Origin of the sequence: Mycobacterium sp. NPDC049093 (genome assembly GCF_040704635.1) — a bacterium.
Taxonomy (GTDB): Bacteria; Actinomycetota; Actinomycetes; order Mycobacteriales; family Mycobacteriaceae; genus Mycobacterium.
Map to the genome: position 1 here is coordinate 37,600 of NZ_JBEZJS010000005.1, position 23,662 is coordinate 61,261.

A 23,662-nucleotide genomic window follows, 5' to 3' on the forward strand; every position below is an offset into this window, starting at 1 on the left:
GTTGCCTTTGGGGCTAGCTTTTCCTTAACGACCGGCGTCCCGCGCCGACGTCTCTACCAAGGCTGTGCCGTCGGCCTCGCTGTCGAGTTTCCGCAGAATCAACCCCTCCCGCAACGCCCAGGGGCAAATGTCGACGGAATCGATCTCCAGTGCTCGCATACTAGCCTCAGCTACCAAAGCACCGGCCACGATCTGTGGTGCCCTCTCGGCACTCACCCCTTCCAGTTCGGCACGGTCAGCCGCTGTCATCCTAGAGATGAAAGCTATGAGCTGTCTTAATCCAGCCGCGGTGAGGGTCCGCTTCACCCGCGGGCCTGCACCTGAGGGGGCCGCCCCGGTGAGCCGGGCCAGCGATCGGAAGGTCTTCGACGTCGCCACCGCGAGGTCCGGGTTGCCGGAGCGCCGCATGGTGGTGCCGGCATCGGCGAGCTCGGTGGCCAGCCAGTCCCGCAGCATCGCGACCCGGCGCCGCCCAGGTGGGTCTTCGGCCAACCACTCCCTGGTCAACCGGCCTGCTCCCAGGGGCAGCGAGAGCGCCACCTCCGGCTCTTCGTCGACCCCGCTGGACAGTTCCAGCGAGCCACCGCCGATGTCGATGTTGATGATGCGGCCCGCGCTCCAGCCGTACCAGCGGCGCACCGCCAGGAACGTCAGGCGGGATTCGTCGACCCCGCTCAGCACGCCGAGGGAAACCCCGGTCTCGGCCCGCACCCTGGCCAGCACCTCCTCGGAGTTGGTGGCGTCGCGCACCGCAGAGGTGGCAAACGCCATCAATTCGGCACAACCCGAGCTGGTGGCAATCTTGGCGAACTCGTCAACGGTGGCCACCAGGCTGTCGGCACCCTTGCGGGTCAGTTTGCCGGAGCTGTCGATGGCCTCGGCGAGTCGCAACGCTGCCTTGGTGGAGCTCATCGGGGTCGGGTGTCCGCCACGGCGTGCATCCACCACAAGGAGATGAACCGTGTTGCTCCCGACATCGAGCACGCCTAACCGCACTGCACCAACCTAACCGCAGCCGACCAGCGCTTCGTGGCCGGACCTCCCGCAACCCCCGAGATGGGCCTGCCCGGGCTGTGGGACTTCCCACCGTGCGTCGTCCTGCGGTTGGGAAATGCGTTCCGCCATATAGGGGTACCGTTTGCGCCGTGACAGATGTGCATCCCGGCGAAGTCGAACTCGACTTTGCCCGCGAATGGGTGGAGTTCTATGACCCGGAGGACGCGACCCATCTGATCGCGGCCGATATGACGTGGTTGCTGTCCCGCTGGACGTGTGTGTTCGGCACACCGGCCTGCAAGGGCACCGTCGAGGGCCGCCCGGACGACGGCTGCTGCTCGCATGGCGCATTCCTTTCTGACGACGACGACCGGGCCCGGCTCGATGACGCGGTCAAACAGCTGACCGACGAGGACTGGCAGTTCCGGGACAAGGGCCTGGGCCGCAAGGGCTTCCTGGAGGACGACGAGTACGACGGCAAGCCGAACCTGCGGACCCGGAAGTACAAGGGGGCGTGCATCTTCCTGAACCGCCCGGGCTTTCCCGGCGGCATCGGATGCGCGCTGCACAGCAAGGCCCTCAAGCTCGGGGTCGAGCCGCTGACCATGAAGCCCGACGTGTGCTGGCAGTTGCCGATCCGGCGCAGCCAGGAATGGATCACCCGGCCCGACGACACCCAGGTCCTGCGCACCGTCATCACCGAGTACGACCGGCGCGGCTGGGGCGAGGGCGGTGCGGACCTGCACTGGTACTGCACCGGTGACCCCGCCGCCCATGTCGGCGCCCGCCCGGTGTTCGAGTCCTACGCCCCCGAGCTCACCGCGGTGCTCGGCGAGAAGGCCTACGCCGAGTTGGCCGCGATGTGCCGGCGGCGCAGCGCGCTGGGCCTGGTCGCCGTGCATCCGGCGACCCGCGCCGCCGAGCACACCGAGTGAGAACTCAGCCCTCCAGCTTGTAGCCGAGGCCTCGCACCGTGACGAGGTGCACGGGGTTGGCTGGATCGGACTCGATCTTGGACCGCAGCCGCTTGACATGCACGTCAAGGGTTTTGGTGTCGCCTACGTAGTCGGCGCCCCACACCCGGTCGATGAGCTGGCCGCGGGTGAGCACCCGGCCACTGTTGCGCATCAGGTATTCCAGGAGGTCGAACTCCTTGAGCGGCAACGTGATCTGCTCGCCGTTGACGCTCACGACGTGGCGTTCCACATCCATCCGGACCGGGCCGGCTTCCAGCACGCCGTCACCGATCGCGCTGTCGTCGGTGTCGGAGCCACGCCGCAGCACCGCCCGGATCCGCGCGATCAGCTCGCGGGCCGAATACGGCTTGGTGACATAGTCATCGGCACCCAACTCGAGGCCGACGACCTTGTCGATCTCACTGTCCCGTGCGGTGACCATGATCACCGGCACGCTGGACCGGGCACGCAGTTGCTTACAGACATCGGTACCGCTCATCCCCGGCAGCATCAGGTCCAGCAGGACGATATCGGCGCCGGAACGCTCGAACTCGGCCAGTGCAGAGGGACCATCGGCCACCACGGTGGCCTCGAAGCCTTCCTTGCGGAGCAGGAATGCCAGGGGATCGGCCAGCGACTCCTCGTCCTCAACGATCAACACGCTGGTCATCGGTCTCGCTAATCCTCTCGGTCGTCTGAGTCACCTGTGGACTCATCGGTTTCGGGATAGGCCGGAATCGACAAAGTGAATGTCGACCCGGTGCCCGGCTGACTCCACAGCCGGATGGTTCCGTTGTGGTTCGCGGCCACATGTTTGACGATCGCCAGGCCCAGCCCGGTACCGCCGGTGGCGCGCGACCGGGCCTTGTCGACCCGGAAGAACCGCTCGAAGACCCGTTCCTGATCGGCCTTGGCGATTCCGATACCGCGGTCGGTGACCGCGATCTCGACGCTGCCGCCCCGCCGGCGCCGGCTCACCGAAATGCCGGATCCGTTGGGCGAGTACGCAATTGCATTGGACACCAGATTGGCGATGGCCGTCACGAGCAAGGTCTGGTCCCCCAGCACCCGGTAGCCGGTCGCGGCATCGGTGGTGATCGAGATGTCGGCCTTGTCGGCGGCCACCTTGTGCCGCGACAGCGCCTCGGACACCACGGTGTCGACGTCGACGGCCCCCAGATCGGGCAGGCGCTCGGCGCCCTGCAGCCGGGACAGTTCGATCAGCTCGCCCACCATGTCGGCCAGCCGCAGCGATTCGGCCACCATCTTGTCGGAGAAGCGGCGCACCATGTCGGGGTCGTCAGCGGAGGCCTGGAGCGCCTCCGCGAGCACCCGCATGGCCCCCACCGGGGTCTTGAGCTCGTGGCTGACATTGGCGACGAAGTCGCGCCGCGTGGCTTCCATCCGGGCGTGCTCGGACTGGTCGTCGGCGTAGACGACCGCGAAGCGGCGGTCCTCGCTGCTCAGCGGCCGCACCCAGCCGCGCACCGAGATGCCCGACCGCCCGGGGTGCGGGAGCTTGCGGGGCGACAGATCGACGTCGATGGGCTGGCCGGTGGCGAACACCTGCTCGGCTGCGCGCCACGCCCGGTCGTCGAGCAGGCGGTCACGCACGACACCGAGTTCGGTCGCACGGTCGTTGGCGTAGACGACGTCGTTGAACGTGTCGACCACGACGATGCCGTTGGGCGCTGCAGACACGATGTGCTGCAGCATCTGCGACACCGTCAGGCCTGCCTGATCAGCCTCGCGCTGCTGCCGCTTGGCCACGATGCGGGGGGCGACCACGGCGGCCACCCCCGCACCGACGATCAGCGCGAGCAACGACACGACCGCCGTCAGCAGTAACGCCGACACCAAGCTCACGCGAAAATCGTACGCACACGGTGAACGTCATCCCAGCAGCGTGCGGCCAAAACGGGACAAGTCACACCGACAAATACAGGAGTTCGGCTGTCGTTAACCCTCGGTAACCTGCTGTTTGCCCGCACGCCTGCGTGTCCAGCGAACTATTTCTTGGCACCCTGCGCGGCGACGGCGGCGGCACCGGCGGCGGCTGCCTCGGGGTCGAGGTACTGACCACCTGCGACCAGGGGCTTGAGGTTCTCGTCGAGGTCGTAGCGCAGCGGGATGCCGGTCGGGATGTTCAGGCCGACGACCTCCTCGTCGGACATTCCGTCGAGGTACTTGACCAGCGCACGCAGCGAGTTTCCGTGGGCGGCGATCAGGACGGTCTTGCCGGCCTTGAGGTCGGGCACGATCGTCGCCTCGTAGTACGGCACGAACCGGGTCACGACGTCCTTGAGACATTCGGTCAGCGGACCGCCACCGATGTCGGCGTAGCGCGGGTCGGCGTCCTGGCTGAACTCGCTGCCCTTCTCGATGGCCGGCGGCGGGGTGTCGTAACTGCGCCGCCACGCCATGAACTGCTCTTCGCCGTACTTTTCCTTGGTCGCAGCCTTGTCCAGGCCCTGCAGCGCGCCGTAGTGCCGCTCATTGAGCCGCCAGTCGCGGTGCACGGGGATCCAGTGCCGGTCAGCGGCGTCCAGTGCCAGGTTGGCCGTGGTGATCGCGCGACGCAGCAGCGAGGTGTAGACCACGTCGGGCAGCACGTCGTTCTCGACCAGCAGCTGGCCGCCGCGGACGGCCTCGGTGCGGCCCTTGTCGGTGAGGTCGACGTCGACCCATCCCGTGAACAGGTTCTTCTGGTTCCAGTCGCTCTCACCGTGGCGGAGCAGGATCAGGGTCGGCATGGGTTAGTCTTCCTCCTCGCGTGCGGGCCGTGTGATCTTCTCACGAGCACTCAGTCGTCGATGAGGTGCTCGAACGCTTCCAAGTTCTTCAGCGACTCACCGCGCGACACCCGCCACTCCCACTCTTTCTGGATGGAGGAGCGGAAACCCAGCTCCAGCAAGGTGTTGAAGTCGGCGTCGACGGCTTCGAGCACCTGGCCGAGCACGCGGTCGATCTCGTCGGCGCTGACCGACTCCAGCGACATCCGGCCGACGAGGTAGATGTCGCCGACATTGTCGAGGGTGTAGGCGACGCCGTAGAGCCTGCGGTTGCGCTTGAGCAGGAACCGGTAGACGCCCTCGAAGTTCTCGTCGGGCTTGCGGCACACGAACGCCTCGACGCGCACCGAATGCTCGCCGATGCTCAGGATGGTGTTGGTCTTGAGCTTCCGTTCCCCCGGCAACTCGACGACGATGCCGGGCAGGCCGCCGCGTGCGCCCTCGTGATGGTGGTAGACCAGCTCGTGCTCGTCGAGGCTGTCGGTGATGGTCTTTACGACGTCGCTCATAGGGCCCGCACCCCACGGCGCAGCGCGAACCGGCGCCCCGGACGCCGACCCGACGGCCTGCGGTGCCGGGACCGGTAGTCACTCATGGCATGGGCATAGCTGTTCAGCAGGGCGTCGACGGTGTGCGCCCAGGAGAACTGTGCGGCGTGGGCCGCGGCAGCCAGGCGCAACGGACCCGGATCGCGCTGCAGGACGCCGTCGATGGCGGCCGCCCAGTCGTCGACGTCGTGTCCGTCGACCAGGGCGCCGCTGACCCCGTCGGCCACCGCGACCGGCAGGCCGCCGACCGCGGCCGCCACCACGGGCGTCCCGCAAGCCTGGGCCTCGATCGCGACCAGGCCGAACGACTCGGAGTAGCTGGGCACCGCGACCAGATCGGCGGCGCGGTACACGTTGACCAACTGTTCGCGGGACTGCGGGGGCAGGAACGTCACGCGGTCGGTGATACCCAGTTCGTCGGCAAGACGAACCAGGGTGTCGGGTTCGGCCAGGCCACTGCCCGACGGCCCGCCGGCGACCAGCACCCGGACCCCGGGCAGTTTGGCGGCGGCCCGCAACAGCACGTCGGGCGCCTTGAGCGGCTGGATCCGGCCCACGAACGCCACCACCTGCTCGTGGGACGCAATGCCCAGGACTGCCCGCGCCGCGTCGCGATCACCCGGGGTGAAGGCATCCAGGTCAACCCCGGGATGCACCACATCGATCCGTCCCGGATCGGCGTGGTGCAGCGAAACCAGTTGCTGCGCTTCATGTTCGGTGTTGACGATGAGGCGGTCAGCCTCGTCGACCACCTGCTGCTCCCCCACCGCGCGCAGCGGCGGCTCGGGCGAATCACCGGCGGCCAGAGCGGCGTTCTTCACCGCGGCCAGGGTGTGCGCGGTGTGCACGAGCGGCACCGCCCAGCGGTCCCGGGCCAGCCAGCCGACCTGACCGGACAGCCAGTAGTGCGAGTGGACGACGTCGTAATAGCCGGGCTCGTGCGTCGCCTCGGCGCGCAACACCCCCGCGGTGAACGCGCACAGCTGCGTGGGCAGGTCGTACTTGTCCAGGCCCTCGAACGGCCCGGCCACCACATTGCGCACCAACACCCCCGGCGCCACCGGCACCACCGGGGCGTCCGACGAGGAGGTGGCCCTGGTGAAAACCTCCACCTCGACGCCACGACGGGCCAGCTGCAACGCAGTCTGCAGCACGTAGACATTCATCCCGCCGGCATCACCGGTGCCCGGCTGCGCCAGCGGCGAAGTGTGTACGGAAATCACCGCAACGCGGCGGGGAAGCTCGAGGTCTGACGCTAGACGCACACCTCTATGTCTACACCGCGGCTATGCCGGCCCCGCTCGCCGACCGGCGGGTTTGGGCACGCCGCATGGCGCCGATCGGATCCGCGTAGAGACCGCCAAGCGAAACGATGCCGGCACTGGCCTCCTGAACCCGGTTACCGAAGGCCGTCAGCCGGATGTCGCGGGGCCCCAGCACCGAGCGGCGCGTGACGGCGTCCTCCACGACGGGCATGCCTTCGGGGTATTCGGTGAAGGCCTGGCCCCCGAGCACCAGATCGTCGGGGTTGAGCAAATCGCGCAGGAGCGCGACGGCCTCGCCAAGCACGCGGGCCCGGTCGGCCAGCAGCTCGACCGCCTTCTCGTTACCCTGCCGGGCTGCGCGAAGCACCGCGGGCAGCGTCGAGGACGGACCTTCGGCCGGGATGATCCGCAGTCTGCGGGCCGCGTTGAGCACCGCCTCGTCACTCACGGTGGACTCCAATTGCCCTGATCCGCCGAGCAATTCGGATTGCGCAGGCAGACCGGCGATGGTGCCGGGACCGCTTGCCGGCGAGTGCACCCGGCCATCGATCGAGAGCGCATAGCCGACGGTCTCGCGGGCATAGACATAGAGGCTGGTCCGGGCCGGAGCCCCGGCGGCCTCCGGGGAGGAACGGCGTCCCCCCAATAGCAGTTCGGCACCGGCCATCGCATCCACGTGCGAGGCCACCGACACGGGCAGCGCCAGCGCTTCGGCGAGCACCGGGCCCACCGGGGCATCGGCCCAGCCCAGCCGCGGGTGATCGAGGTATCCGGTGGCGCTGTCGACGACGCCACCTGCGGCGACGCCGACCCACAACGGGCGACGACGGTGCCAGCGGCTCAGGTACCGGCGGGCGCTGGCGGCCAACGTGGCCAACGCCGCGGACTGGGGACCCGACGGGGTCGGGGTCTCGACCACGTCGAGCGTGCGACCGAACAGGTCGGTGGCCACGATGCTCGTGGTGCGCGCACCGATGTGGATGCCGAGCGTGAGGTAGGGCTCGTGGTTGACCTCGACGGGCACCCGGGGCCGTCCGATGGCCCCGGAGACCGCGAGATCCGCACGCTCACGCAGGATTCCGGCGTCGAGCAGGGCTGTGACCTGACGGTTGACGGTCGCGATGCTCAACTGCGTGAGCTGCGCGATGGCGTCTCGGGCGATGGGCCCGCGGGAGCGGACGGCGCTGAAGACCGAGGCCGCGGCGGCGTCAGGCACCTTCAGCGACGGGGCGACGATGTGCAGCAGCCGCGACTGCGGGTAGCGCGAGGCGGCGGACAGCGACCGGGCGGTCCGCGTGGAGGCGCCGTTCGAAGAGACGGCAGCGGAACGGGCGGAAGTGCGGCGGGGAGCGGCGATGGCGGTGGTCACGTGAATGGTCCTTACTGATTGTCGGCTGGTGGGTGAAGACCACACCTGGCGACTCAGCAGGACGTGAAACGGTGTCCGGGTTCAGTCAGGCGCGGCGGGGTGCGCAACAACAACACGCACGCCGCACGAAGCGGGACTGGAGGTTTCCGGACACACGAAGAACTTAGCACGCCATCTAATGTTGGTCATGTGACGACATCACAGTCAGAAAAAAGGGTCGCAGTGGTCACCGGCGCCAGCGCCGGGATCGGTGCCGCTACCGCCAGATCCCTTGCCGCCCTGGGCTTTCACGTGGTCTGCGCGGCCCGCCGGGCCGATCGGGTCCAGGCGCTGGCCGACGAGATCGGCGGGACCGCGATTGTGGCGGACGTCACCGACCAGGCCTCGGTCGACGCCTTGGCGGCCCAGTTGGACCGGGTGGATGTGCTGGTGAACAACGCCGGCGGCGCCCGCGGGCTGGAGCCGGTAGCCGAGGCCGAGATCGACCACTGGCGCTGGATGTGGGAGTCCAACGTGCTGGGCACCCTGCGCGTCACCCGCGCGCTGCTGCCCAAGCTCATCGACTCCGGCGACGGGCTGATCATCACCGTCACCTCGATCGCCGCCGTCGAGATCTATGACAACGGGGCGGGCTACACCTCAGCCAAGCACGCCCAGGGCGTCTTGCACCGCACCCTGCGCAGCGAATTGCTCGGAAAACCCGTGCGGCTCACCGAAGTTGCGCCCGGGATGGTGCAGACCGACTTCTCGCTGAACCGCTTCGACGGGGACGAGGAGCGAGCCGAGATGGTCTATGAGGGGGTTACCCCGCTGGTGGCCGAGGACATCGCCGAGGTGATCGGTTTCGTCGCCTCACGCCCGTCTCACGTCGATCTGGACCTGATCGTGGTCAGGCCTCGTGACCAGGTCAGCGGGGCCCCAGGGTCCCGCTTCAACCGGAGGTTGAACGACTAGCCCGGTAACCGGAGGTTGAACGACTAGCCCGGTAACCGGAGGTTGAACGACTAGCCCCGCAACCGTCAGGTGTGATGCGCCGAGGGCTTCCCCGGCATCCGCGGCTCGCCGATTTCGACGTCACGGCTGCACTTCTTCAATGGCCACGACCCTTGTGTCGAAAACGGCGACAGATGGCGGGACGGATGCCCGTAAAGGTTCAGCCGCCCGGGGTGGGCTTCGGCGGCGTCGTGGTCGTCGGCGTGCCGGACAGGGTGGGCGCGTCGGTCGGCGTCGCCGGCGCGCTGGCCGGCAGATTCGACGGCGAATCCTCCGAGGACAGCGCGGACATGGACTTCCACTCGCTCCAGTCCACCGCCCAGTCCCAGAGGTCGCCGTCGGCGTAGGACAGCTGGATCCGGGTCCCGGTCACCTCGACGGGGTCGCCGTACATCGCGCTGTTGAAGTACTGCTGCGAGTTCTCCAGGTTCAGGTTGATGCAACCGTTGGTCACGTTGGTGTTGCCCTGCGAACCGATGCTGTTGGGGTTGCAGTGGATGAACTCACCGTTGTTGGAGATCCGCACCGCGAAGCGTTCGTGCACATTGCTGTAGCCGGCGGCCGGGTTGGTCATCCAGAAGTCCTCGTACTTCTCGGTGACCACGTGGATGCCGCTGCGCGTGACGTTACGGTCGAGGTCGCCCTCGCCGTAGCTGCACGGGAAGTCCATGATCACCGCGCCGGATCCGTCGAGCACCTGGATGCGGTGGCTGGAGGCCTCGGCCTTGACGACCTGGCGGCGGCCGATCTCGATGTCGAGCGTCGAGTCCGCCGCACCGTAGGCGCCGTCACCGAAGCTGACGCCGTACAGCGGCGCCTTGACGCTGACCTTGGTTCCGGCCGGGTAGTACTCCCGGGTGCGCCAGTGCACGCGCGAGCCGCCGGCCTCGTCGGGCAGCCATGCCCAGCTGCCCTCGACGGGCGGGGTGGTCGTGACCTGAAGAGCTTTTTCGACGGTCGCCCGGTACTTGTCGTCGATCGCGGCATCGAACTGCAGGATGATCGGCGCGGCAACGCCGACGACCTGGCCGTCGGCGAGCTGGAACTGTCCGTTGACCTGTTTCTGCGGGGCGACGGTGGAGAATTTGCCCTGCACGGATTCGGACTTGCCGTCCTGCCCCACCACGGCGCCCGCCCACGTGTAGGTGGATTCGTAGCCGAGGGGTTCGGTGACAGTGAATGCCGTGCGGTCGCTGTTGAATTTGCCGGCGACGACTTTGCCGTTGGCGTTGGTCAGGCTGACGCGCTGGAACACGCCGTTCTCGACCTTGACACCGACCGGCGCCGTCGGCAGCACGTCATCGGAGTCGGCGGCAGGCTCGTAGGTCACCGTCGGCGCCGCAGGCCCGGCGGCCTCAGGTGCCGAGACGGGCGATTTTCCCGAGCAGGCAGCCAGCAGTCCGGCTCCCATTCCGACGGTCAACACCGTCAGGGCACGCCGCCGATTGAACAACGGCGCATCCGCCTCTATATCACCGCCAGGGCTCACGTGGATCTAGGGTACTGATAGATCGCACCCAATCAGAATCGGTTCTGGGTGCAGCATGATCCCGAAGCGGTCCAAAACCCCCGCCTGCACCGCTCTGGCCAGGGCAATCACATCGGCAGTGTTCGCCTCGCCACGATTGGTCAGAGCCAGCGCATGCTTGGTGGAAAGCCGCGCCGGAGCCCCCTCACCGGGGTAGCCCTTACCGAAGCCGGCGTGCTCGACGAGCCAGCCTGCCGCGAGCTTGACCCCGTCGGGTGCCGGGTAATGCGGCACCGCTCCCGCCGCTCCGTCCCGGCCCGCCTCGAACGTGGCCTGCACCCGCTCGAACTCGGCCTGCGACACCACGGGATTGGTGAAGAACGACCCGACGCTCCAGGTGTCGTGGTCATCGGCGTCGAGCACCATCCCTTTGCCGGAACGCAACTGCAGCACGGTCTGGCGAACACGCATCGGGTCGGCCCGCTCCCCGGGTTCCACTCCCAGCGCGGTGGCCAGTTCGCGGTACCGCAGCGGTGCGCTTCTGCGGCCCGGGGCCCCATCCGCTTCCAGGGCGAACTCGACTTCGAGCACGATGACGGCATCGGAGTGTTTGAGGATGCTGGTGCGGTAGCCGAACTTGAGTTCTTCCGATGCGGCCCAACGGACTTCACCCGTGCCCCGGTCGAGCAAGCGCACCCGGCTGATGGTGTCGGCAACCTCGGCGCCGTAGGCACCCACGTTCTGCACCGGGGTGGCCCCGGCCGATCCCGGTATCCCGGACAGACATTCGAGCCCGCCCAGCCCATGATTGAGGGACTCGACGACGACATCGTCGAACACCGCACCGGCCTCGGCGCGCAGCAGGTTGCCCTCGACCGTGATCGCGGTGTTGGCCACGCGCACCACGGTCAGGTCGGGCATCGTCTCGGAGAGATCGTCGGCCAGCACCACGTTGGATCCGCCGGCCAGCACCAGGATCGGATCGGCGACCGCGCGCAGCACATCGATGAGCTGATCGGTACTGGTGCAGGTCAGCACCCTCCGAGCCACCGGACCGACGCGCAGCGTGGTCAGCGGGGCCAGCGCAACCGACTCGGCGACCGCGACCCCGGCAACATACGAACTGACCACGGCCCGTAACGGTAGCGTGACCAGCTATGCCGCGATCATTCGACATGGCCACCGATTACGAAGCCGGCGTCGAACAGGTCCACCGGGCATTCGCTGACGAACAGTATTGGTTGGCCCGGCTGGCCGATTCAGGGGCCGACGAAGCCACTCTCGACGCCCTGACCGTGTCCGGCGACGGCGAGATCAAAGCGGTCACCACGCAGATCCTGCACGCAAACCGGCTGCCCGGGCTGGTGTCACAGTTCCACCGCGGCGATCTGAAGATCCGCCGCGAGGAGCACTGGCAGCCGATCCGTGACGGCGCATCCCGCGGCACGGTCCAGGGCTCCATCTCAGGGGCACCGGTGTCGCTGTCCGGGTCCGCGACACTGACCGGGACCGACGCCGGCTGCCGCTTGTCGGTGCACATCACGGTCGAGGTGAGGGTGCCGCTGGTCGGCGGCAAGATCGAGAGTTTCATCGGCTCGCAGCTGGTCGACCTGTTGACCGCCGAACAACGGTTCACCTCGGGGTGGATCACCGATCACAGCTGAATCCGGCGGTACGGTCGGTAGCCATGAGCCGAAGCCGGCAGTCGACGTTGAAGTACGACGCACCCGCCGAGACGATGTATGCCGTGTTCGCGAACGGCGATTACTGGCAGGCCCTGATGGACCGATACGACGACCTCACGCCCGGGAAATCCGACATCACGGCGTTCAGCTCCGACGGGAGCGGGATCGAGGTCGAGTTCCGGCAGGTGCTGCCGCGCGAGGAGTTACCCGCCCTCCTGCGCTCGGTGATACCGCTCGACATGGCGATCACCCGCAGGCAGATTTTCGGCCCCTTCGACCCGCAGGGCGCGAAAGGCCATTACACCGCCTCGGTTTCACACGTCCCGGGCCGGCTCGACGGCCGCTACGTGCTCACCGGGGCGTCCGCGGGCAGCCGGCTCGAGGTCGACAGCACGTGCAAGGTGCCGATGCCCCTGGTCGGGGGCAAGCTCGAAGACATGGTCCTGCAGTCCGTCAACGAGGTTTTCACCATCGAGGGGGCGTTCACCGCTGAGTGGATCGCCGAGCACGTCTAGACCCATCGGCGCGGTCACCCGGGGCACCACCGGGTACAACCGGCTGCGCCGCAGTGACCGTTGGCTGGTGCACTCGCCGCGGGTGCGCAGTGTGTTGCGGGCCGCGACCGACCCGCTGGTGGTCGACCTCGGGTACGGCGCGCTGCCGGTGACCACGTTCGAACTGGCCGCGCGGCTGCAGTCGGTGCGTCCCGACGTGCGGGTCGTCGGCCTGGAGATCCACCCGGAACGCGTGGCCACCGCCCGCGCGATGTCCGGTGTCAGCGACGTGCACTTCGCCCTCGGCGGGTTCGAGTTGGCCGGGCTGCGCCCCGTGCTGGTGCGGGCGTTCAACGTGTTGCGTCAGTATCCGGTCGAGGCGGTGCCGGATGCCTGGGCGACGATGTCCCGTCGGCTCGCGCCCGGTGGGCTGATCGTCGACGGAACCTGCGACGAGCTGGGCCGCCGATGCTGCTGGGTGCTGTTGGACGCGGACGGGCCGGTGACCCTGACCCTGGCGTGTGACCCGTTCAGCATCGAGCGCCCGTCGGATCTGGCGGAACGGCTGCCCAAGGTGCTGATCCACCACAACGTCGAAGGTCAGCCGATCCACGCGCTGCTCGGCGCCGCCGACCGGGCGTGGGCCAGCGCGGCCGGCCACGGCGTATTCGGACCGCGGGTGCGCTGGCGAGCCATGGTGGAGCTGTTGCGCACCGAGGGGTGGCCGGTCGCCGCGCCACGCCGCCGCCTGCGTGACGGAGTGTTGACCGTGCCCTGGTCGACCATCGCGCCACTAAGCTGAACCGCATGCGAATTGCCCTGGCGCAGATCGCCACCGACACGGACCCGTCGTCGAATCTCGCACTGGTCGACGAGTACACCCGGCGCGCCGCCGCGGACGGCGCCCGGTTGGTGTTGTTCCCCGAGGCCACGATGTGCCGCTTCGGCGTGCCGCTGGGCCCCGTCGCCGAGAACCTCGACGGGCCGTGGGCGACGGCGGTGCGTGAAATCGCCGCGCGGGCCGGGGTGGTCGTGGTGGCCGGGATGTTCGTCCCCAGTGACGACGGGCGGGTCACCAACACCCTGATCGCGACCGGCCCCGGCGTCGATGCGCACTACCACAAGATCCACCTGTACGACGCGTTCGGATTCGCCGAATCACGCACTGTGGCACCGGGTTTCGATCCGGTGACCATCACGGTCGACGGGGTCACGGTCGGCCTGAGCACCTGCTACGACATCCGGTTCCCCGAGCTCTACGTGGAGCTCGCCCGCCGCGGCGCCCAGTTGATCACCGTGCATGCCTCATGGGGGTCCGGGCCAGGCAAGCTGGAACAGTGGACCCTGTTGGCCCGGGCCCGGGCGCTGGACACCACCGGGTTCATCGCCGCGGTGGACCAGGCGTACCCGGGCGACGAGATCGCCAAAGTCGGGCCGACCGGCGTCGGTGTCAGTGTGGTCGCCTCCCCCACCGGGGAGGTTCTCGCCGCGGCCGGCGCCGAGCCGGAGTTGCTGGTCTTCGACGTCGACCTCGATGCCGCCAACCAGGTCCGGGACACCATCGCAGTGCTGCAGAACCGCTCACAGTTCGCTCAGTTCGGTAAGGCACAATCGCTGGGGTGACCGATCCCTGGGCTCGCCCAACCGACCAGTCCCCGCCCTCGCCTACCCAGGAGCTGCCTCCGCAGCCCCCGACGGCTCAGCCGGGTCAGGTCAATGAACCGGCGCCCGCAGCTCCCCAGCCGCAGGGCCCGGAGGGCACGTCGGCACTGGCGAAGGTCAAGAAGCTGCTGTCGGATCCGTTGTCGGTGGTGCTGGTCTTCGTGATCGTGGTGGCCCTGGTCGCCGCCGGTGTGCTCGGCGGTGAGCTGTACGCCCGCAGCCGGGCCGACAAGATCGTCGCCTCGATCGTCGAATGCATCGTGCAGGACGGCGCGAAGGCCTCGTTCGACCCGCTGCCGCCATTCCTGATGCAGCACGTGAGCGGGCACTACACCAACATCAACATCGAGACCGCGGGCAACCAGATCCGCGAAGCCAAGGGCATGCAGGTGAAGCTCGGCATCGAGGACGTGCGCATCCAGGAGACCGCCGATTCCAGCGGCACCGTGGGCTCGCTGGTCGCCGACATCACCTGGGGCACCGACGGCATCCGCCAGACGGTGGCCGACATGGTCCAGCTGCCGTTCATCGGCTCGGCCATCTCGGATGTGAAGACCAACCCGTCGAACGGGACGATCGAGCTCAAGGGCCTGCTCGGCACCATCACCGCCAAGCCCACCGTGGTCAACAAGGGCATCTCGATGCAGATCGTCGACCTGAGCGCGATCGGACTGTCGTGGCCGCGGGAGACGCTGCAGCCGATCCTGGACAAGTTCACTTCCCAGCTGACCGAGAACTATCCGATGGGGATCCACGCCGACAGCGTGCAGGTCACCGACAGCGGCGTGGTGGCGAAGTTCTCGACGAAGAACGCGTCGATGCCGAAACCGGCCGACGATCCCTGCTTCGACAAGCTCTGAGTTTTCCCGCGCTCAGCCGCCTCGGCGCGGGTGCAGCGTGCCCATCAGAACGGTTCCTCACTGCCGCCGGGATTGCATCCGCTGGCCAGCATCACCTCGGGGGCGACCTCGGGCCGCCACGGCTCAAGGTTCCAGCTGGTCTTGCCGGGTTCGGTGAGTTCGGCGAACGTCCAGTGACACACGAACTGCTCACGCATCCCGGGCAGGTCCGCATCCGGAGACAGGGCCAGTACCTCGGCCCAGGCCTGGTCGCCCTGCGCGACGTTGCCCGGCTGACGGGCCAGCTCCCGGGCAGCGTCAGTCGGATAGACGCGCAGGCTCGACAGGTCACCCCATTTGGCCCATTCGACGTGGTCGACGTAGATGTGGTCAGCAGCCGGGTCGGCGGCAGCAACGGGGACCGAGGCCAATGTCGCGCCCAGCGCGAGACAAGCCGCGCCGAGCGCGGCCAGTGACGAGCGCATCAGGTCAGTGCGACTTTCCCTGGATTTCGAGCAGCTTGGGCCGCACGTCGACGAGGTACACACCGGTGGCGCAGGCCGCGATGACAGGGATGAACACACCACCCACCAGCAGCGTCAGCACCGCGCTCACACCCAGGATGGCCAGCCATACCGGCTTGGTGAGTTTGCCGGTGGCCGTATAGGCGTCCGGGCGCTGCATAGCCGCATGTACGAAGGCGTACACGGTCACGAGAACGACCACGTAACCGAGCACGGAAATAATGAGGCCCGCAAGGTTGGCAAGTTGCACCTCACCAGCCTATGCGGGCCTCATCGTCAGCGTCGACCGACGGGGCTCACGCCCCGCCGATCGACACCGTATTACTTCTGGGTGACCTTCTTGGCCGGAGCGGCCGTGGTCTTCTTGGCGGCCGGGGTGGCAGCCTTCTTGGCCGGAGCAGCCGGGGCCTTCTTGGCCGGGGCGGCCTTCTTGGCGGGGGCGGCAGCAGCGGGGGCCTCGGCCTTCTCGGCCTTCTTCGGCAGCTCGACGCCGACCAGCTTGGCGGCGCGCTCGCCGACCGCGCGGGTCTGGGTCGCCACGGTGCCCAGGGCCTCCTGGGTCAGCTCGGAAACCTGGTCGGTGTAGCCCTCGACCCGGCTGGCGGCCTCTTCGATGGCCGGCTGGTTGCGCAGGCGCTCCAACGCGGCCTCGCCGCGCTCGACCAGCTTGTTGTAGGTCGCGGTGGCCTGATCGGCGTAGCCCTCGGCGGCCTTGCGCAGCTCGTCGGAGTTCAGCTTCTCGCGCAGCTCACCGAACTGGGCCGGCAGCTCTTCCTGCAGCTTGTTCAGGCGGGCGCGGCTCTCCTCGACGCGGGCCTCGGCGTCGGTGCGCGCGCCCTCGGCACGCTCACGCAGGCTGGCGACGATCTCGTTGACCGTGGCCAGGGCCAGGTCGGCAGCGCCGACGGCGGCCAGCAGCGGGGCCTTGAGGTCTTCGATGGTGGGCTGAGTCTTCTCGGTCATGCGAATTCCTTTCTCAGGATGGCTTTTCGTGCGAATGGGTTATCGGTCAGTTGGTGAGGTGTCAGTCAGTCGGATCAGATGTCTGCTCCTCACCTGCTTCGGCTTCGTTCTGCTGCCGGAACGATGTGTAGATATCGAGCAGCACCTGCTTCTGCCGCTCGGTGATCCCCACGTCGTTGACGATGGCGTCGCGGACCTCGCTGGGCTCGCTGGGCTCCAAGATCCCGGCGCGCACATAGAGGACTTCCGCGGACACCCGAAGTGCCTTCGCGATCTGGTTGAGCACGTCGGCGGAGGGTTTCCGCAATCCCCGTTCGATCTGGCTCAGGTAGGGATTGCTGACGCCGGCCTTCTCGGCCAACTGCCGAACCGATACCTGCGCCGCCTCGCGCTGGGCCCGGATGAAGCTTCCGATGTCCTGCGCAGCGTTGGAGACGACAGCGGCGAGATTTTCGTCTTGCGCCATGTCATTCCCCTCGTAGGCCGTGTATCCGTTAACGACGAAATTCACGCTACGACGGGGTGCTAACTTTTGCAAGCACTAGTTAGCGCAGGTCAGAAGAGTAGTTGGGCTACCGAATAGATGATCAGGCCCGCCAGCGATCCAACCACCGTGCCGTTGATCCGGATAAATTGCAGGTCACGGCCCACATGGAGCTCGATCCGGCGGCTCGCCTCGTCGGCATCCCAGCGTTCGATGGTCTCGGTGATGATTGCTGTGATCTCGGTCCCATACTCCGCGACCAGGTGTTTCGCGCCTCGGATGATCCAGCTGTCGACCTTGTCGCGCAGCTCGGCGTCGTCACGCAGCGACTCCCCGATGCGCATCACCGAGTCGGCGATCCGGGTGCGCAGCGCCGAGGACGGGTCGTCCACCGATTCCAGGATGATCCGCTTGGCCGCCGCCCACGCGGTCTCGGCCGCCCGCGTCACCTCGTCGCGGCCCATGATCTGGTCCTTGACGTTCTCGGCGCGCTGAATCGTCGCCTCGTCGTTCTGCAGGTCGTCGGCGAACTCGAACAGGAACCGGGTGGCCGAGCGGCGCAGCTCGTGGTCGGGGTTGCGCCGCACCTTGTCGGTGAAGTCCATCAGCTCCCGGTGGATCCGTTCTCCGACCAGGTGGTCCACCCAGCGCGGCGACCAGGTCGGCGAATCCCGCTCGATCACCCGCTCGATCACCTCGCCGGAGTTCAACGACCATTGGAACGCCCGGTCGCACAACAGCTGGATCAGCGCTTCCTGGCGGCCCTCCTGCAGCAGAGTGGAGAGCACGCGGCCGATCGGCGGTCCCCATTTGGGCTCGGCGATGCGCTTGACGATCATCCGGTCCAACACGTGCTGGACGTCCTCGTCGCGCAGCATCTCGACCCCGACCCGCAGCACGGTCGACGCCTCGGCGGCCACCCGCTCGGCATGCGGACGGTCGCACAGCCACTTGCCCAGCCGGCCCGCGACCTGGGCGTCGTGCAGTTTGGTGGCGATCACCTCGGGAGACATGAAGTTCTCCCGGACGAACGTGCCCAGACCCTCGCCCAGCTGGTCCTTCTTGCGCTTGATGATGGCCGTGTGCGGGATCGGCAGGCCCAACGGATGCTTGAACAGCGCGGTCACCGCGAACCAGTCGGCAAGCGCGCCGACCATGCCGGCCTCGGCCGCCGCACGCACGTACCCGACCCACCCGGCCGCGCCCCGCGACTGAGCCCAGGTGCACAGAAGGAAGATCACTGTGGCGCCGACCAGGAAGCTCAGCGCCACCAGCTTCATCCGCCGCAAACCCCGTTGGCGTTCGGCGTCGGCAGCGCTGTCCGCGCCGGCCAGCGTTTCGGCAAAACTTTGCCGCGGGCCCGCATGCGCGCGGACTCCGGCGTCGGTTCGATGTGCCACCTTTCCATCTTGCGCTATCGCCGCGACTGACGGCCTGACCCTCAAGCCGGTATCCGCAGATTCGCCGTAGTATCAAGTGGAACTAGGGAATGGGACTACTGCGACAGTGGCACAGCAGACTCCGCCGGTGACGGTGAAGACCGATGGACGCAAACGGCGCTGGCACCAGCACAAGGTGGAGCGGCGCAACGAGCTGGTAGACGGCACCCTCGAAGCGATCCGGCGCCAGGGCAGCAACGTCAGCATGGACGAGATCGCCGCGGAGATCGGCGTTTCCAAGACGGTGCTGTACCGCTACTTCGTCGACAAGAACGACCTCACCACCGCCGTGATGATGCGGTTCGCCCAGACCACCCTGATCCCCAACATGGCCGCTGCCCTGTCCTCGAACCTCGACGGATTCGATCTGACCCGCGAGATCATCAAGGTCTACGTGGAAACCGTTGCCGCCGAGCCCGAGATCTATCCGTTCGTGATGGCGAACAACTCTGCCAGCAAGAGCAAGGCCGTCGCCGATTCCGAGCAGATCATCGCCCGCATGCTGGCCGTGATGCTGCGCCGCCGCATGGCCTCGGTCGGCATGGACACCCGTGGCGCCGAGGCGTGGGCGTTCCACACCGTCGGCGGGGTCCAGCTGGCCACCCACTCCTGGATGTCGAACCCGCGGATGACCGCCGATGAGCTGATCGACTACCTGACCATGCTGTCGTGGAACGCGCTGTGCGGCATCGTCGAAGTCGGCGGCTCGCTGGAGAAGTTCAACTCACTGCCACACCCATCACCGGTTTTGCCGCCACAACTGCTTGACTGAACGGGTGAGCGACAGAGATCTGCCTGCCCTGTGGACCCACGAACCACATGACCAGCTGGCTTTCCGCCCGGGCGACGAGGTCGCCCGCATCGACGCCAACAGCACGCCGGGATTCCGCGGGAGCAAGAGCGATGCGCCCACCCTGCAGACCGAACGCAACATGCGCTTCGCCTCGCTGCAGGAAATGCTCTACGCCCGCAGCAAGAGTGGTGACGACAACCGCTCGGTGCTGCTGATCCTGCAGGGCATGGACACCGCCGGTAAGGGCGGGATCGTCAAACACGTTGTGGGAGCGGCAAATCCCCAGGGCATCCGCTACACCAGTTTCGGCAAGCCCACCGAGGAGGAGCGCGCCCACCACTACCTGTGGCGGATCCGCAACGCGCCCCCACCTGCCGGGCACATCGGGGTGTTCGACCGCTCGCACTACGAGGACGTGCTGATCGTCCGCGTGCACAACCTGGTGCCGCCGGACGTCTGGGGCACCCGCTACGACGAGATCAACGCCTTCGAACGCGAATTGGTCGATGCCGGCACCACCCTGGTGAAGGTGGCCATGTTCGTCTCACTCGCCGAGCAGAAGGAACGGCTGGCCGAGCGGCTCGAACGGCCCGACAAGTACTGGAAGTACAACCCGGCCGACATCGACGAGCGGCTGCTGTGGCCCAAATACCAGGAGGCCTATCAGGCCATGCTGGAGAAGACGTCCACCGACTACGCGCCCTGGCACATCGTGCCGTGCGACAAGAAGTGGTACAGCCGGCTCGCCATCACCGAACTGCTCATCGAGGCGCTCAAGGGCCTCAACATGTCGTGGCCGCCTGCGGACTTCGACGTCGAGACGGAGAAGAAGCGGTTGGCTGAGGCCTAACTACCCCGCATTGCGCCCGAGACTGAACTGAGGGACGAGATCCGCGTGGATTCTGTCCCTCAGTTCAGTTTCGGTGTCGAATACGCAAAAAGAACTGCCCCCGACGAGTTGTCGGGGGCAGTTCTTGAAAGAACCTACTTGACCAGCGTGAACTGGCCGATGTTCGTGATGCCACGACGGAAGAAGTCGGCGCAACCGGTCAGGTACTTCATGAACCGGTCGTACACTTCCTGGCCCTGCAGGGCGATGGCCTCATCCTTGGCCGCCTCCAGGTTGGCCGCCCACATGTCCAGCGTGCGCGCGTAGTGCGGACGCAGCAGGTGGATGCGCTCCAGCTTGAAGCCCGAGTCGTCGGCGAGCTTCTCGATGTCCTCGACCGCAGGCAGCTGCCCACCGGGGAAGATCTCCTCACCGATGAACTTCATGAACTTCAGGTCGCTGATCGTCAGCTTGATGTTGTTCTCACGGAAGAACTGCTGGGTGTGCGCCAGGATCGTGTGCAGCAGCATGCGGCCGCCGTTGTCCGGCAGGATGCTGTAGGCCCGCTCGAAGAAGATCGGGTAGCGCTCCTGCTTGAAGGCCTCGAATGCGCCGATCGACACGATGCGGTCGACAGGCTCGTTGAACTCTTCCCAGCCCTGCAACCGGATCTCGACGTTGCGGTTGGTGTCGACCTTGGCCAACCGCTTGCGGGCGTAGTCCGACTGCTCCTTGCTGAGCGTGATCCCGATGACGTTGACGTCGTGGTTGATCAGCGCACGCTCCAGGCATCCACCCCAGCCGCAGCCGATGTCCAGCAGCGTCATGCCCGGCTTGAGGTCGAGCTTCCCCAGCGCGAGATCGAACTTGGCGTTCTGCGATTCCTCGAGGTTCATGTCCTCGCGCTCGTAGTAACCGCAGGTGTAGCCCATGGTCGGCCCGAGGAAGAGTGCGTAGAACTCATTCGAGATGTCGTAGATCGACTGCGACTCCTCGTAGTACGGAGCAAGATCGGACTCGACGTTAGACATGCGAAAAATTACCTCTTTGCGTTTCTGCTGCTGACGACCAATGGTTTTAGGGGCCGACACATGTTTTACATGCAGACTCTATAGAGCGAGCCAGCAGGCCCTACCATGGGTAGACTAGCTAAGCCTCGGCCATAGTGCCAGCGCGGCCTTTTTCAGTACTTGTAGAAGCCCTGGCCCGATTTTTTGCCAAGCTGTCCCGCCTCCACCATGCGCAACAGCAGCGGCGGCGCGGCGTACAAAGGCTCTTTGAACTCGTCAAACATCTTGTCGGCGATCAGCTTCAGGGTGTCCAATCCGACCAGATCTGACAGCCGCAGCGGCCCCATCGGGTGGGACAACCCGGCCACCACTGCCTTGTCGACATCGTCAATTGTGGCAAAGCCACCCTCGACCATCCGGACCGCCGCCAGGAGGTACGGCACCAGCAACGCGTTGACGACGAAACCGGACCGGTCCGAACAACGGACAACCTGTTTTCCGAGAACCGTGCTGGCGAAGTCTTCGACGCGCGCGGCGGCGGCATCCGCGGTCACCAGAGTGCTCACCAATTCGACCAGCGGCAACACCGGAACCGGGTTGAAAAAGTGCAGGCCCAAGACCCTGGCAGGATTCTGGGTAGCTGCTGCGAGTTTCATGATCGGAATGCTCGAGGTGTTGGAGGCGAGCACCGCGTCGGGGTCGGTGATCACGCGATCCAGGTCGGCGAAGATCTTTGCCTTGACGTTCTCGTCTTCGATCACGGCCTCGATGACCAGCTGCCGGTCGGCCAGGTCGTCGATGGTGGTGGTGAAGTTCAGCTTGCCCAGCGCGGCGCCCTTCTCCCGCTCCGTGACCTTGCCCGCGCTCACCGCGCGCTCCAGCGATTTGGTGATGCGGTTGCGGCCGGCGGTGACCAGTGCGTCGGTGGTCTCGAAGACCAACACGTCCACACCGGCCCGGGCGGACACCTCCGCGATACCCGCGCCCATCTGGCCGGCACCGATCACACCTACACGTTCAATTTGATTGCTCACGACTTCACTTTCTCAATACGTGGACATGCGACAGGCCCCGCCCAAGAATTCTGAGCGGGGCCTGCTGCTGTCAAGCCTGCGGGTCCAGAGGTCCCAGACTTAGTGGAACTGGCCCTCTTCGGTGGAACCGGCCAGCGCGGTGGTCGAGCTGGTCGGGTCAACCGTGGTGGCGATGCGGTCGAAGTAGCCGGCGCCGACCTCACGCTGGTGCTTGGTGGCGGTGTAACCGCGCTCCTCGGCGGCGAACTCGCGCTCCTGCAGCTCGACGTAGGCCTTCATCTGCTCGCGGGCGTAGCCGTGAGCCAGGTCGAACATCGAGTAGTTGAGGGCGTGGAAGCCGGCCAGCGTGATGAACTGGAACTTGAAACCCATCGCGCCCAGCTCGCGCTGGAACTTGGCGATGGTGTCGTCGTCCAGGTGCTGCTTCCAGTTGAACGAAGGCGAGCAGTTGTAGGACAGCATCTGGTCCGGGAACTCGCTCTTGACGCCCTCGGCGAACTTCTTGGCCAGCTCCAGGTCCGGGGTGCCGGTCTCCATCCAGATCAGGTCGGCGTACGGCGCGTAGGCCTTGGCGCGGGCGATGCACGGCTCCAGGCCGTTCTGCACCCGGTAGAAGCCCTCGTTGGTGCGCTCACCGGTGATGAACGGGCGGTCGCGCTCGTCCACGTCGGAAGTGATCAGGGTGGCGGCCTCGGCGTCGGTGCGCGCGATGACCAGGGTGGGCACGTCGGCGACGTCGGCAGCCAGGCGGGCCGAGGTCAGGGTGCGGATGTGCTGCTGGGTGGGGATCAGCACCTTGCCACCGAGGTGGCCGCACTTCTTCTCCGAGGCCAGCTGGTCTTCCCAGTGCGAACCGGCGACACCGGCGGCGATCATGGCCTTCTGGAGCTCGTAGACGTTGAGCGCACCACCGAAGCCGGCCTCACCGTCGGCGACGATCGGGGCGAGCCAGTTCTCGACCGAGGTGTCGCCCTCGACCTTGGCGATCTGGTCGGCACGCATCAGAGCGTTGTTGATGCGGCGGACGACCTGCGGCACCGAGTTGGCCGGGTAGAGGCTCTGGTCGGGGTAGGTGTGGCCGGACAGGTTGGCGTCACCGGCGACCTGCCACCCGGACAGGTAGATGGCCTTGAGGCCGGCGCGGACCTGCTGCACGGCCTGGTTGCCGGTCAGCGCGCCGAGCGCGTTGACGAAGTCCATGTCGTGGAGCTGCTCCCACAGCACCTCGGCGCCGCGGCGGGCGAGGGTGTTCTCCTCGACGACGGTTCCCTGCAGGGCAACCACGTCGGCCGGGGTGTAGGTACGGGTGATGCCCTTCCAGCGGGGGTTGTGATCCCAGTCGTGCTGGATCTGCTCCGGTGACTTGGGGGTGCCCACGGTCGACATAGGACTGCTCCTTCGGTTTTGGTTCGACCGCCGCGGTTTCTTGCTAACGCCGCAGCAGCTTCACTGGTGTGCTAATCCGAAGATGTCATAACCCATATCCGCAGGTCCACCCGTTTCAGTTGCCAACTTTCGC

The 23,662-nt window shown here is 66.9% G+C and carries 26 protein-coding genes; 9 read left to right on the forward strand and 17 right to left on the reverse strand.

The window, feature by feature from the left end; all coding sequences use genetic code 11:
- Nucleotides 1–24 precede the first annotated feature (24 nt).
- Entirely contained in the window at nt 25–996 is a 972-nt protein-coding gene (locus AB0876_RS20415) for a Ppx/GppA family phosphatase (protein WP_064937749.1), read from the reverse strand.
- A 149-nt stretch (nt 997–1,145) separates the two neighbouring features.
- On the opposite strand from AB0876_RS20415, the gene AB0876_RS20420 reads away from it, so the two are divergent.
- Nucleotides 1,146–1,931 carry a DUF3109 family protein gene (locus AB0876_RS20420; RefSeq protein ID WP_064957085.1) on the forward strand — a complete coding sequence of 262 codons (786 nt, stop codon included), beginning with the start codon at nt 1,146–1,148 and terminating at the stop codon, nt 1,929–1,931.
- Between the two features lie 4 nt (nt 1,932–1,935).
- Here the strand turns inward: AB0876_RS20420 and regX are convergent, their stop codons facing one another.
- The 6 genes from regX to AB0876_RS20450 all read right to left on the reverse strand — a co-directional run bounded on the left by regX (nt 1,936) and on the right by AB0876_RS20450 (nt 7,926).
- Nucleotides 1,936–2,622, reverse strand: coding sequence for a two-component sensory transduction protein RegX (gene regX, locus AB0876_RS20425; RefSeq protein WP_055110471.1), 687 nt, complete (start codon nt 2,620–2,622; stop codon nt 1,936–1,938).
- Nucleotides 2,623–2,630: 8 nt separating this feature from the next.
- A complete protein-coding gene (locus AB0876_RS20430) occupies nt 2,631–3,818 on the reverse strand; it encodes a sensor histidine kinase (RefSeq protein ID WP_064957086.1) in 1,188 nt (395 codons plus the stop codon).
- 143 nt (nt 3,819–3,961) lie between these two features.
- Complete coding sequence (locus AB0876_RS20435; RefSeq protein WP_491840388.1) at nt 3,962–4,705, reverse strand: phosphoglyceromutase; 744 nt, start codon at nt 4,703–4,705, stop codon at nt 3,962–3,964.
- 50 nt (nt 4,706–4,755) lie between these two features.
- Nucleotides 4,756–5,253 carry a YbjN domain-containing protein gene (locus AB0876_RS20440; protein WP_526042799.1) on the reverse strand — a complete coding sequence of 166 codons (498 nt, stop codon included), beginning with the start codon at nt 5,251–5,253 and terminating at the stop codon, nt 4,756–4,758.
- Nucleotides 5,250–6,557 (reverse strand): D-inositol-3-phosphate glycosyltransferase, encoded by a 1,308-nt coding sequence (gene mshA, locus AB0876_RS20445; protein WP_526042800.1) that lies wholly within the window; start codon nt 6,555–6,557, stop codon nt 5,250–5,252. Before mshA ends, AB0876_RS20440 begins: the two co-directional genes overlap by 4 nt.
- A 10-nt stretch (nt 6,558–6,567) precedes the next feature.
- Nucleotides 6,568–7,926: an ROK family protein gene (locus AB0876_RS20450; protein ID WP_526042801.1), complete on the reverse strand. Its 1,359-nt coding sequence runs from the start codon at nt 7,924–7,926 to the stop codon at nt 6,568–6,570.
- 189 nt (nt 7,927–8,115) lie between these two features.
- Here AB0876_RS20450 and AB0876_RS20455 point away from each other — a divergent pair, with 189 nt between their 5' ends.
- Entirely contained in the window at nt 8,116–8,880 is a 765-nt protein-coding gene (locus AB0876_RS20455; RefSeq protein ID WP_526042802.1) for an SDR family oxidoreductase, read from the forward strand.
- A gap of 199 nt (nt 8,881–9,079) precedes the next feature.
- Here AB0876_RS20455 and AB0876_RS20460 read toward each other — a convergent pair whose 3' ends face one another.
- Together AB0876_RS20460 and AB0876_RS20465 are read right to left on the reverse strand one after the other, a co-directional pair.
- Nucleotides 9,080–10,408 (reverse strand): L,D-transpeptidase, encoded by a 1,329-nt coding sequence (locus AB0876_RS20460; RefSeq protein ID WP_491840383.1) that lies wholly within the window; start codon nt 10,406–10,408, stop codon nt 9,080–9,082.
- A 6-nt stretch (nt 10,409–10,414) separates the two neighbouring features.
- Complete coding sequence (locus AB0876_RS20465) at nt 10,415–11,518, reverse strand: UDP-N-acetylmuramate dehydrogenase (RefSeq protein WP_526042803.1); 1,104 nt, start codon at nt 11,516–11,518, stop codon at nt 10,415–10,417.
- Nucleotides 11,519–11,544: 26 nt separating this feature from the next.
- On the opposite strand from AB0876_RS20465, the gene AB0876_RS20470 reads away from it, so the two are divergent.
- From AB0876_RS20470 to AB0876_RS20490, 5 genes are read left to right on the forward strand one after another with little or no spacing between them, the layout of a single operon-like run.
- On the forward strand, nt 11,545–12,051 hold the full coding sequence (locus tag AB0876_RS20470) for a DUF2505 family protein (RefSeq protein WP_526042804.1): 507 nt from the start codon (nt 11,545–11,547) through the stop codon (nt 12,049–12,051).
- Nucleotides 12,052–12,074: 23 nt separating this feature from the next.
- Entirely contained in the window at nt 12,075–12,587 is a 513-nt protein-coding gene (locus tag AB0876_RS20475) for a DUF2505 domain-containing protein (protein ID WP_491840380.1), read from the forward strand.
- Between the two features lie 4 nt (nt 12,588–12,591).
- Nucleotides 12,592–13,368: a class I SAM-dependent methyltransferase gene (locus AB0876_RS20480; RefSeq protein WP_526043043.1), complete on the forward strand. Its 777-nt coding sequence runs from the start codon at nt 12,592–12,594 to the stop codon at nt 13,366–13,368.
- 5 nt (nt 13,369–13,373) lie between these two features.
- Nucleotides 13,374–14,189, forward strand: coding sequence for a carbon-nitrogen hydrolase family protein (locus tag AB0876_RS20485; RefSeq protein ID WP_526042805.1), 816 nt, complete (start codon nt 13,374–13,376; stop codon nt 14,187–14,189).
- On the forward strand, nt 14,186–15,088 hold the full coding sequence (locus AB0876_RS20490; protein ID WP_526042806.1) for an LmeA family phospholipid-binding protein: 903 nt from the start codon (nt 14,186–14,188) through the stop codon (nt 15,086–15,088). Before AB0876_RS20485 ends, AB0876_RS20490 begins: the two co-directional genes overlap by 4 nt.
- Before the next feature lie 44 nt (nt 15,089–15,132).
- Here the strand turns inward: AB0876_RS20490 and AB0876_RS20495 are convergent, their stop codons facing one another.
- The 5 genes from AB0876_RS20495 to AB0876_RS20515 all read right to left on the reverse strand — a co-directional run bounded on the left by AB0876_RS20495 (nt 15,133) and on the right by AB0876_RS20515 (nt 18,438).
- Nucleotides 15,133–15,552: a DUF2599 domain-containing protein gene (locus AB0876_RS20495; protein WP_526042807.1), complete on the reverse strand. Its 420-nt coding sequence runs from the start codon at nt 15,550–15,552 to the stop codon at nt 15,133–15,135.
- A 4-nt stretch (nt 15,553–15,556) separates the two neighbouring features.
- On the reverse strand, nt 15,557–15,841 hold the full coding sequence (locus AB0876_RS20500; protein ID WP_055110484.1) for a DUF2516 family protein: 285 nt from the start codon (nt 15,839–15,841) through the stop codon (nt 15,557–15,559).
- Between the two features lie 71 nt (nt 15,842–15,912).
- Nucleotides 15,913–16,554 carry a heparin-binding hemagglutinin gene (locus tag AB0876_RS20505; protein WP_526042808.1) on the reverse strand — a complete coding sequence of 214 codons (642 nt, stop codon included), beginning with the start codon at nt 16,552–16,554 and terminating at the stop codon, nt 15,913–15,915.
- 61 nt (nt 16,555–16,615) lie between these two features.
- On the reverse strand, nt 16,616–17,020 hold the full coding sequence (locus AB0876_RS20510; protein ID WP_055110485.1) for a helix-turn-helix domain-containing protein: 405 nt from the start codon (nt 17,018–17,020) through the stop codon (nt 16,616–16,618).
- An 89-nt stretch (nt 17,021–17,109) separates the two neighbouring features.
- Complete coding sequence (locus tag AB0876_RS20515) at nt 17,110–18,438, reverse strand: DUF445 domain-containing protein (RefSeq protein WP_491840375.1); 1,329 nt, start codon at nt 18,436–18,438, stop codon at nt 17,110–17,112.
- A gap of 106 nt (nt 18,439–18,544) precedes the next feature.
- On the opposite strand from AB0876_RS20515, the gene AB0876_RS20520 reads away from it, so the two are divergent.
- Nucleotides 18,545–19,249: a TetR/AcrR family transcriptional regulator gene (locus AB0876_RS20520; protein ID WP_055110487.1), complete on the forward strand. Its 705-nt coding sequence runs from the start codon at nt 18,545–18,547 to the stop codon at nt 19,247–19,249.
- 4 nt (nt 19,250–19,253) lie between these two features.
- Nucleotides 19,254–20,120 carry a polyphosphate kinase 2 family protein gene (locus AB0876_RS20525; RefSeq protein ID WP_526042809.1) on the forward strand — a complete coding sequence of 289 codons (867 nt, stop codon included), beginning with the start codon at nt 19,254–19,256 and terminating at the stop codon, nt 20,118–20,120.
- Between the two features lie 134 nt (nt 20,121–20,254).
- Here the strand turns inward: AB0876_RS20525 and AB0876_RS20530 are convergent, their stop codons facing one another.
- The 3 genes from AB0876_RS20530 to aceA form a co-directional block, all read right to left on the reverse strand.
- Entirely contained in the window at nt 20,255–21,130 is an 876-nt protein-coding gene (locus tag AB0876_RS20530; protein WP_491840373.1) for a cyclopropane mycolic acid synthase family methyltransferase, read from the reverse strand.
- Nucleotides 21,131–21,282: 152 nt separating this feature from the next.
- Entirely contained in the window at nt 21,283–22,143 is an 861-nt protein-coding gene (locus tag AB0876_RS20535) for a 3-hydroxyacyl-CoA dehydrogenase family protein (RefSeq protein ID WP_526042810.1), read from the reverse strand.
- Nucleotides 22,144–22,242: 99 nt separating this feature from the next.
- On the reverse strand, nt 22,243–23,529 hold the full coding sequence (gene aceA / locus AB0876_RS20540; RefSeq protein ID WP_491840371.1) for an isocitrate lyase: 1,287 nt from the start codon (nt 23,527–23,529) through the stop codon (nt 22,243–22,245).
- Between the last annotated feature and the right edge of the window lie 133 nt (nt 23,530–23,662).

Excerpts from the sequence above, each read along its gene's own strand:
- AB0876_RS20510 (WP_055110485.1), bottom strand. The coding sequence starts at position 17,020 with ATGGCGCAAGACGAAAATCTCGCCGCTGTCGTCTCCAACGCTGCGCAG.
- AB0876_RS20475 (WP_491840380.1), top strand. The coding sequence starts at position 12,075 with ATGAGCCGAAGCCGGCAGTCGACGTTGAAGTACGACGCACCCGCCGAG.
- aceA (WP_491840371.1), bottom strand. The coding sequence starts at position 23,529 with ATGTCGACCGTGGGCACCCCCAAGTCACCGGAGCAGATCCAGCACGAC.
- AB0876_RS20495 (WP_526042807.1), bottom strand. The coding sequence starts at position 15,552 with ATGCGCTCGTCACTGGCCGCGCTCGGCGCGGCTTGTCTCGCGCTGGGC.
- AB0876_RS20470 (WP_526042804.1), top strand. The coding sequence starts at position 11,545 with ATGCCGCGATCATTCGACATGGCCACCGATTACGAAGCCGGCGTCGAA.
- AB0876_RS20440 (WP_526042799.1), bottom strand. The coding sequence starts at position 5,253 with ATGAGCGACGTCGTAAAGACCATCACCGACAGCCTCGACGAGCACGAG.
- AB0876_RS20435 (WP_491840388.1), bottom strand. The coding sequence starts at position 4,705 with ATGCCGACCCTGATCCTGCTCCGCCACGGTGAGAGCGACTGGAACCAG.
- AB0876_RS20530 (WP_491840373.1), bottom strand. The coding sequence starts at position 21,130 with ATGTCTAACGTCGAGTCCGATCTTGCTCCGTACTACGAGGAGTCGCAG.
- AB0876_RS20505 (WP_526042808.1), bottom strand. The coding sequence starts at position 16,554 with ATGACCGAGAAGACTCAGCCCACCATCGAAGACCTCAAGGCCCCGCTG.
- AB0876_RS20485 (WP_526042805.1), top strand. The coding sequence starts at position 13,374 with ATGCGAATTGCCCTGGCGCAGATCGCCACCGACACGGACCCGTCGTCG.
- regX (WP_055110471.1), bottom strand. The coding sequence starts at position 2,622 with ATGACCAGCGTGTTGATCGTTGAGGACGAGGAGTCGCTGGCCGATCCC.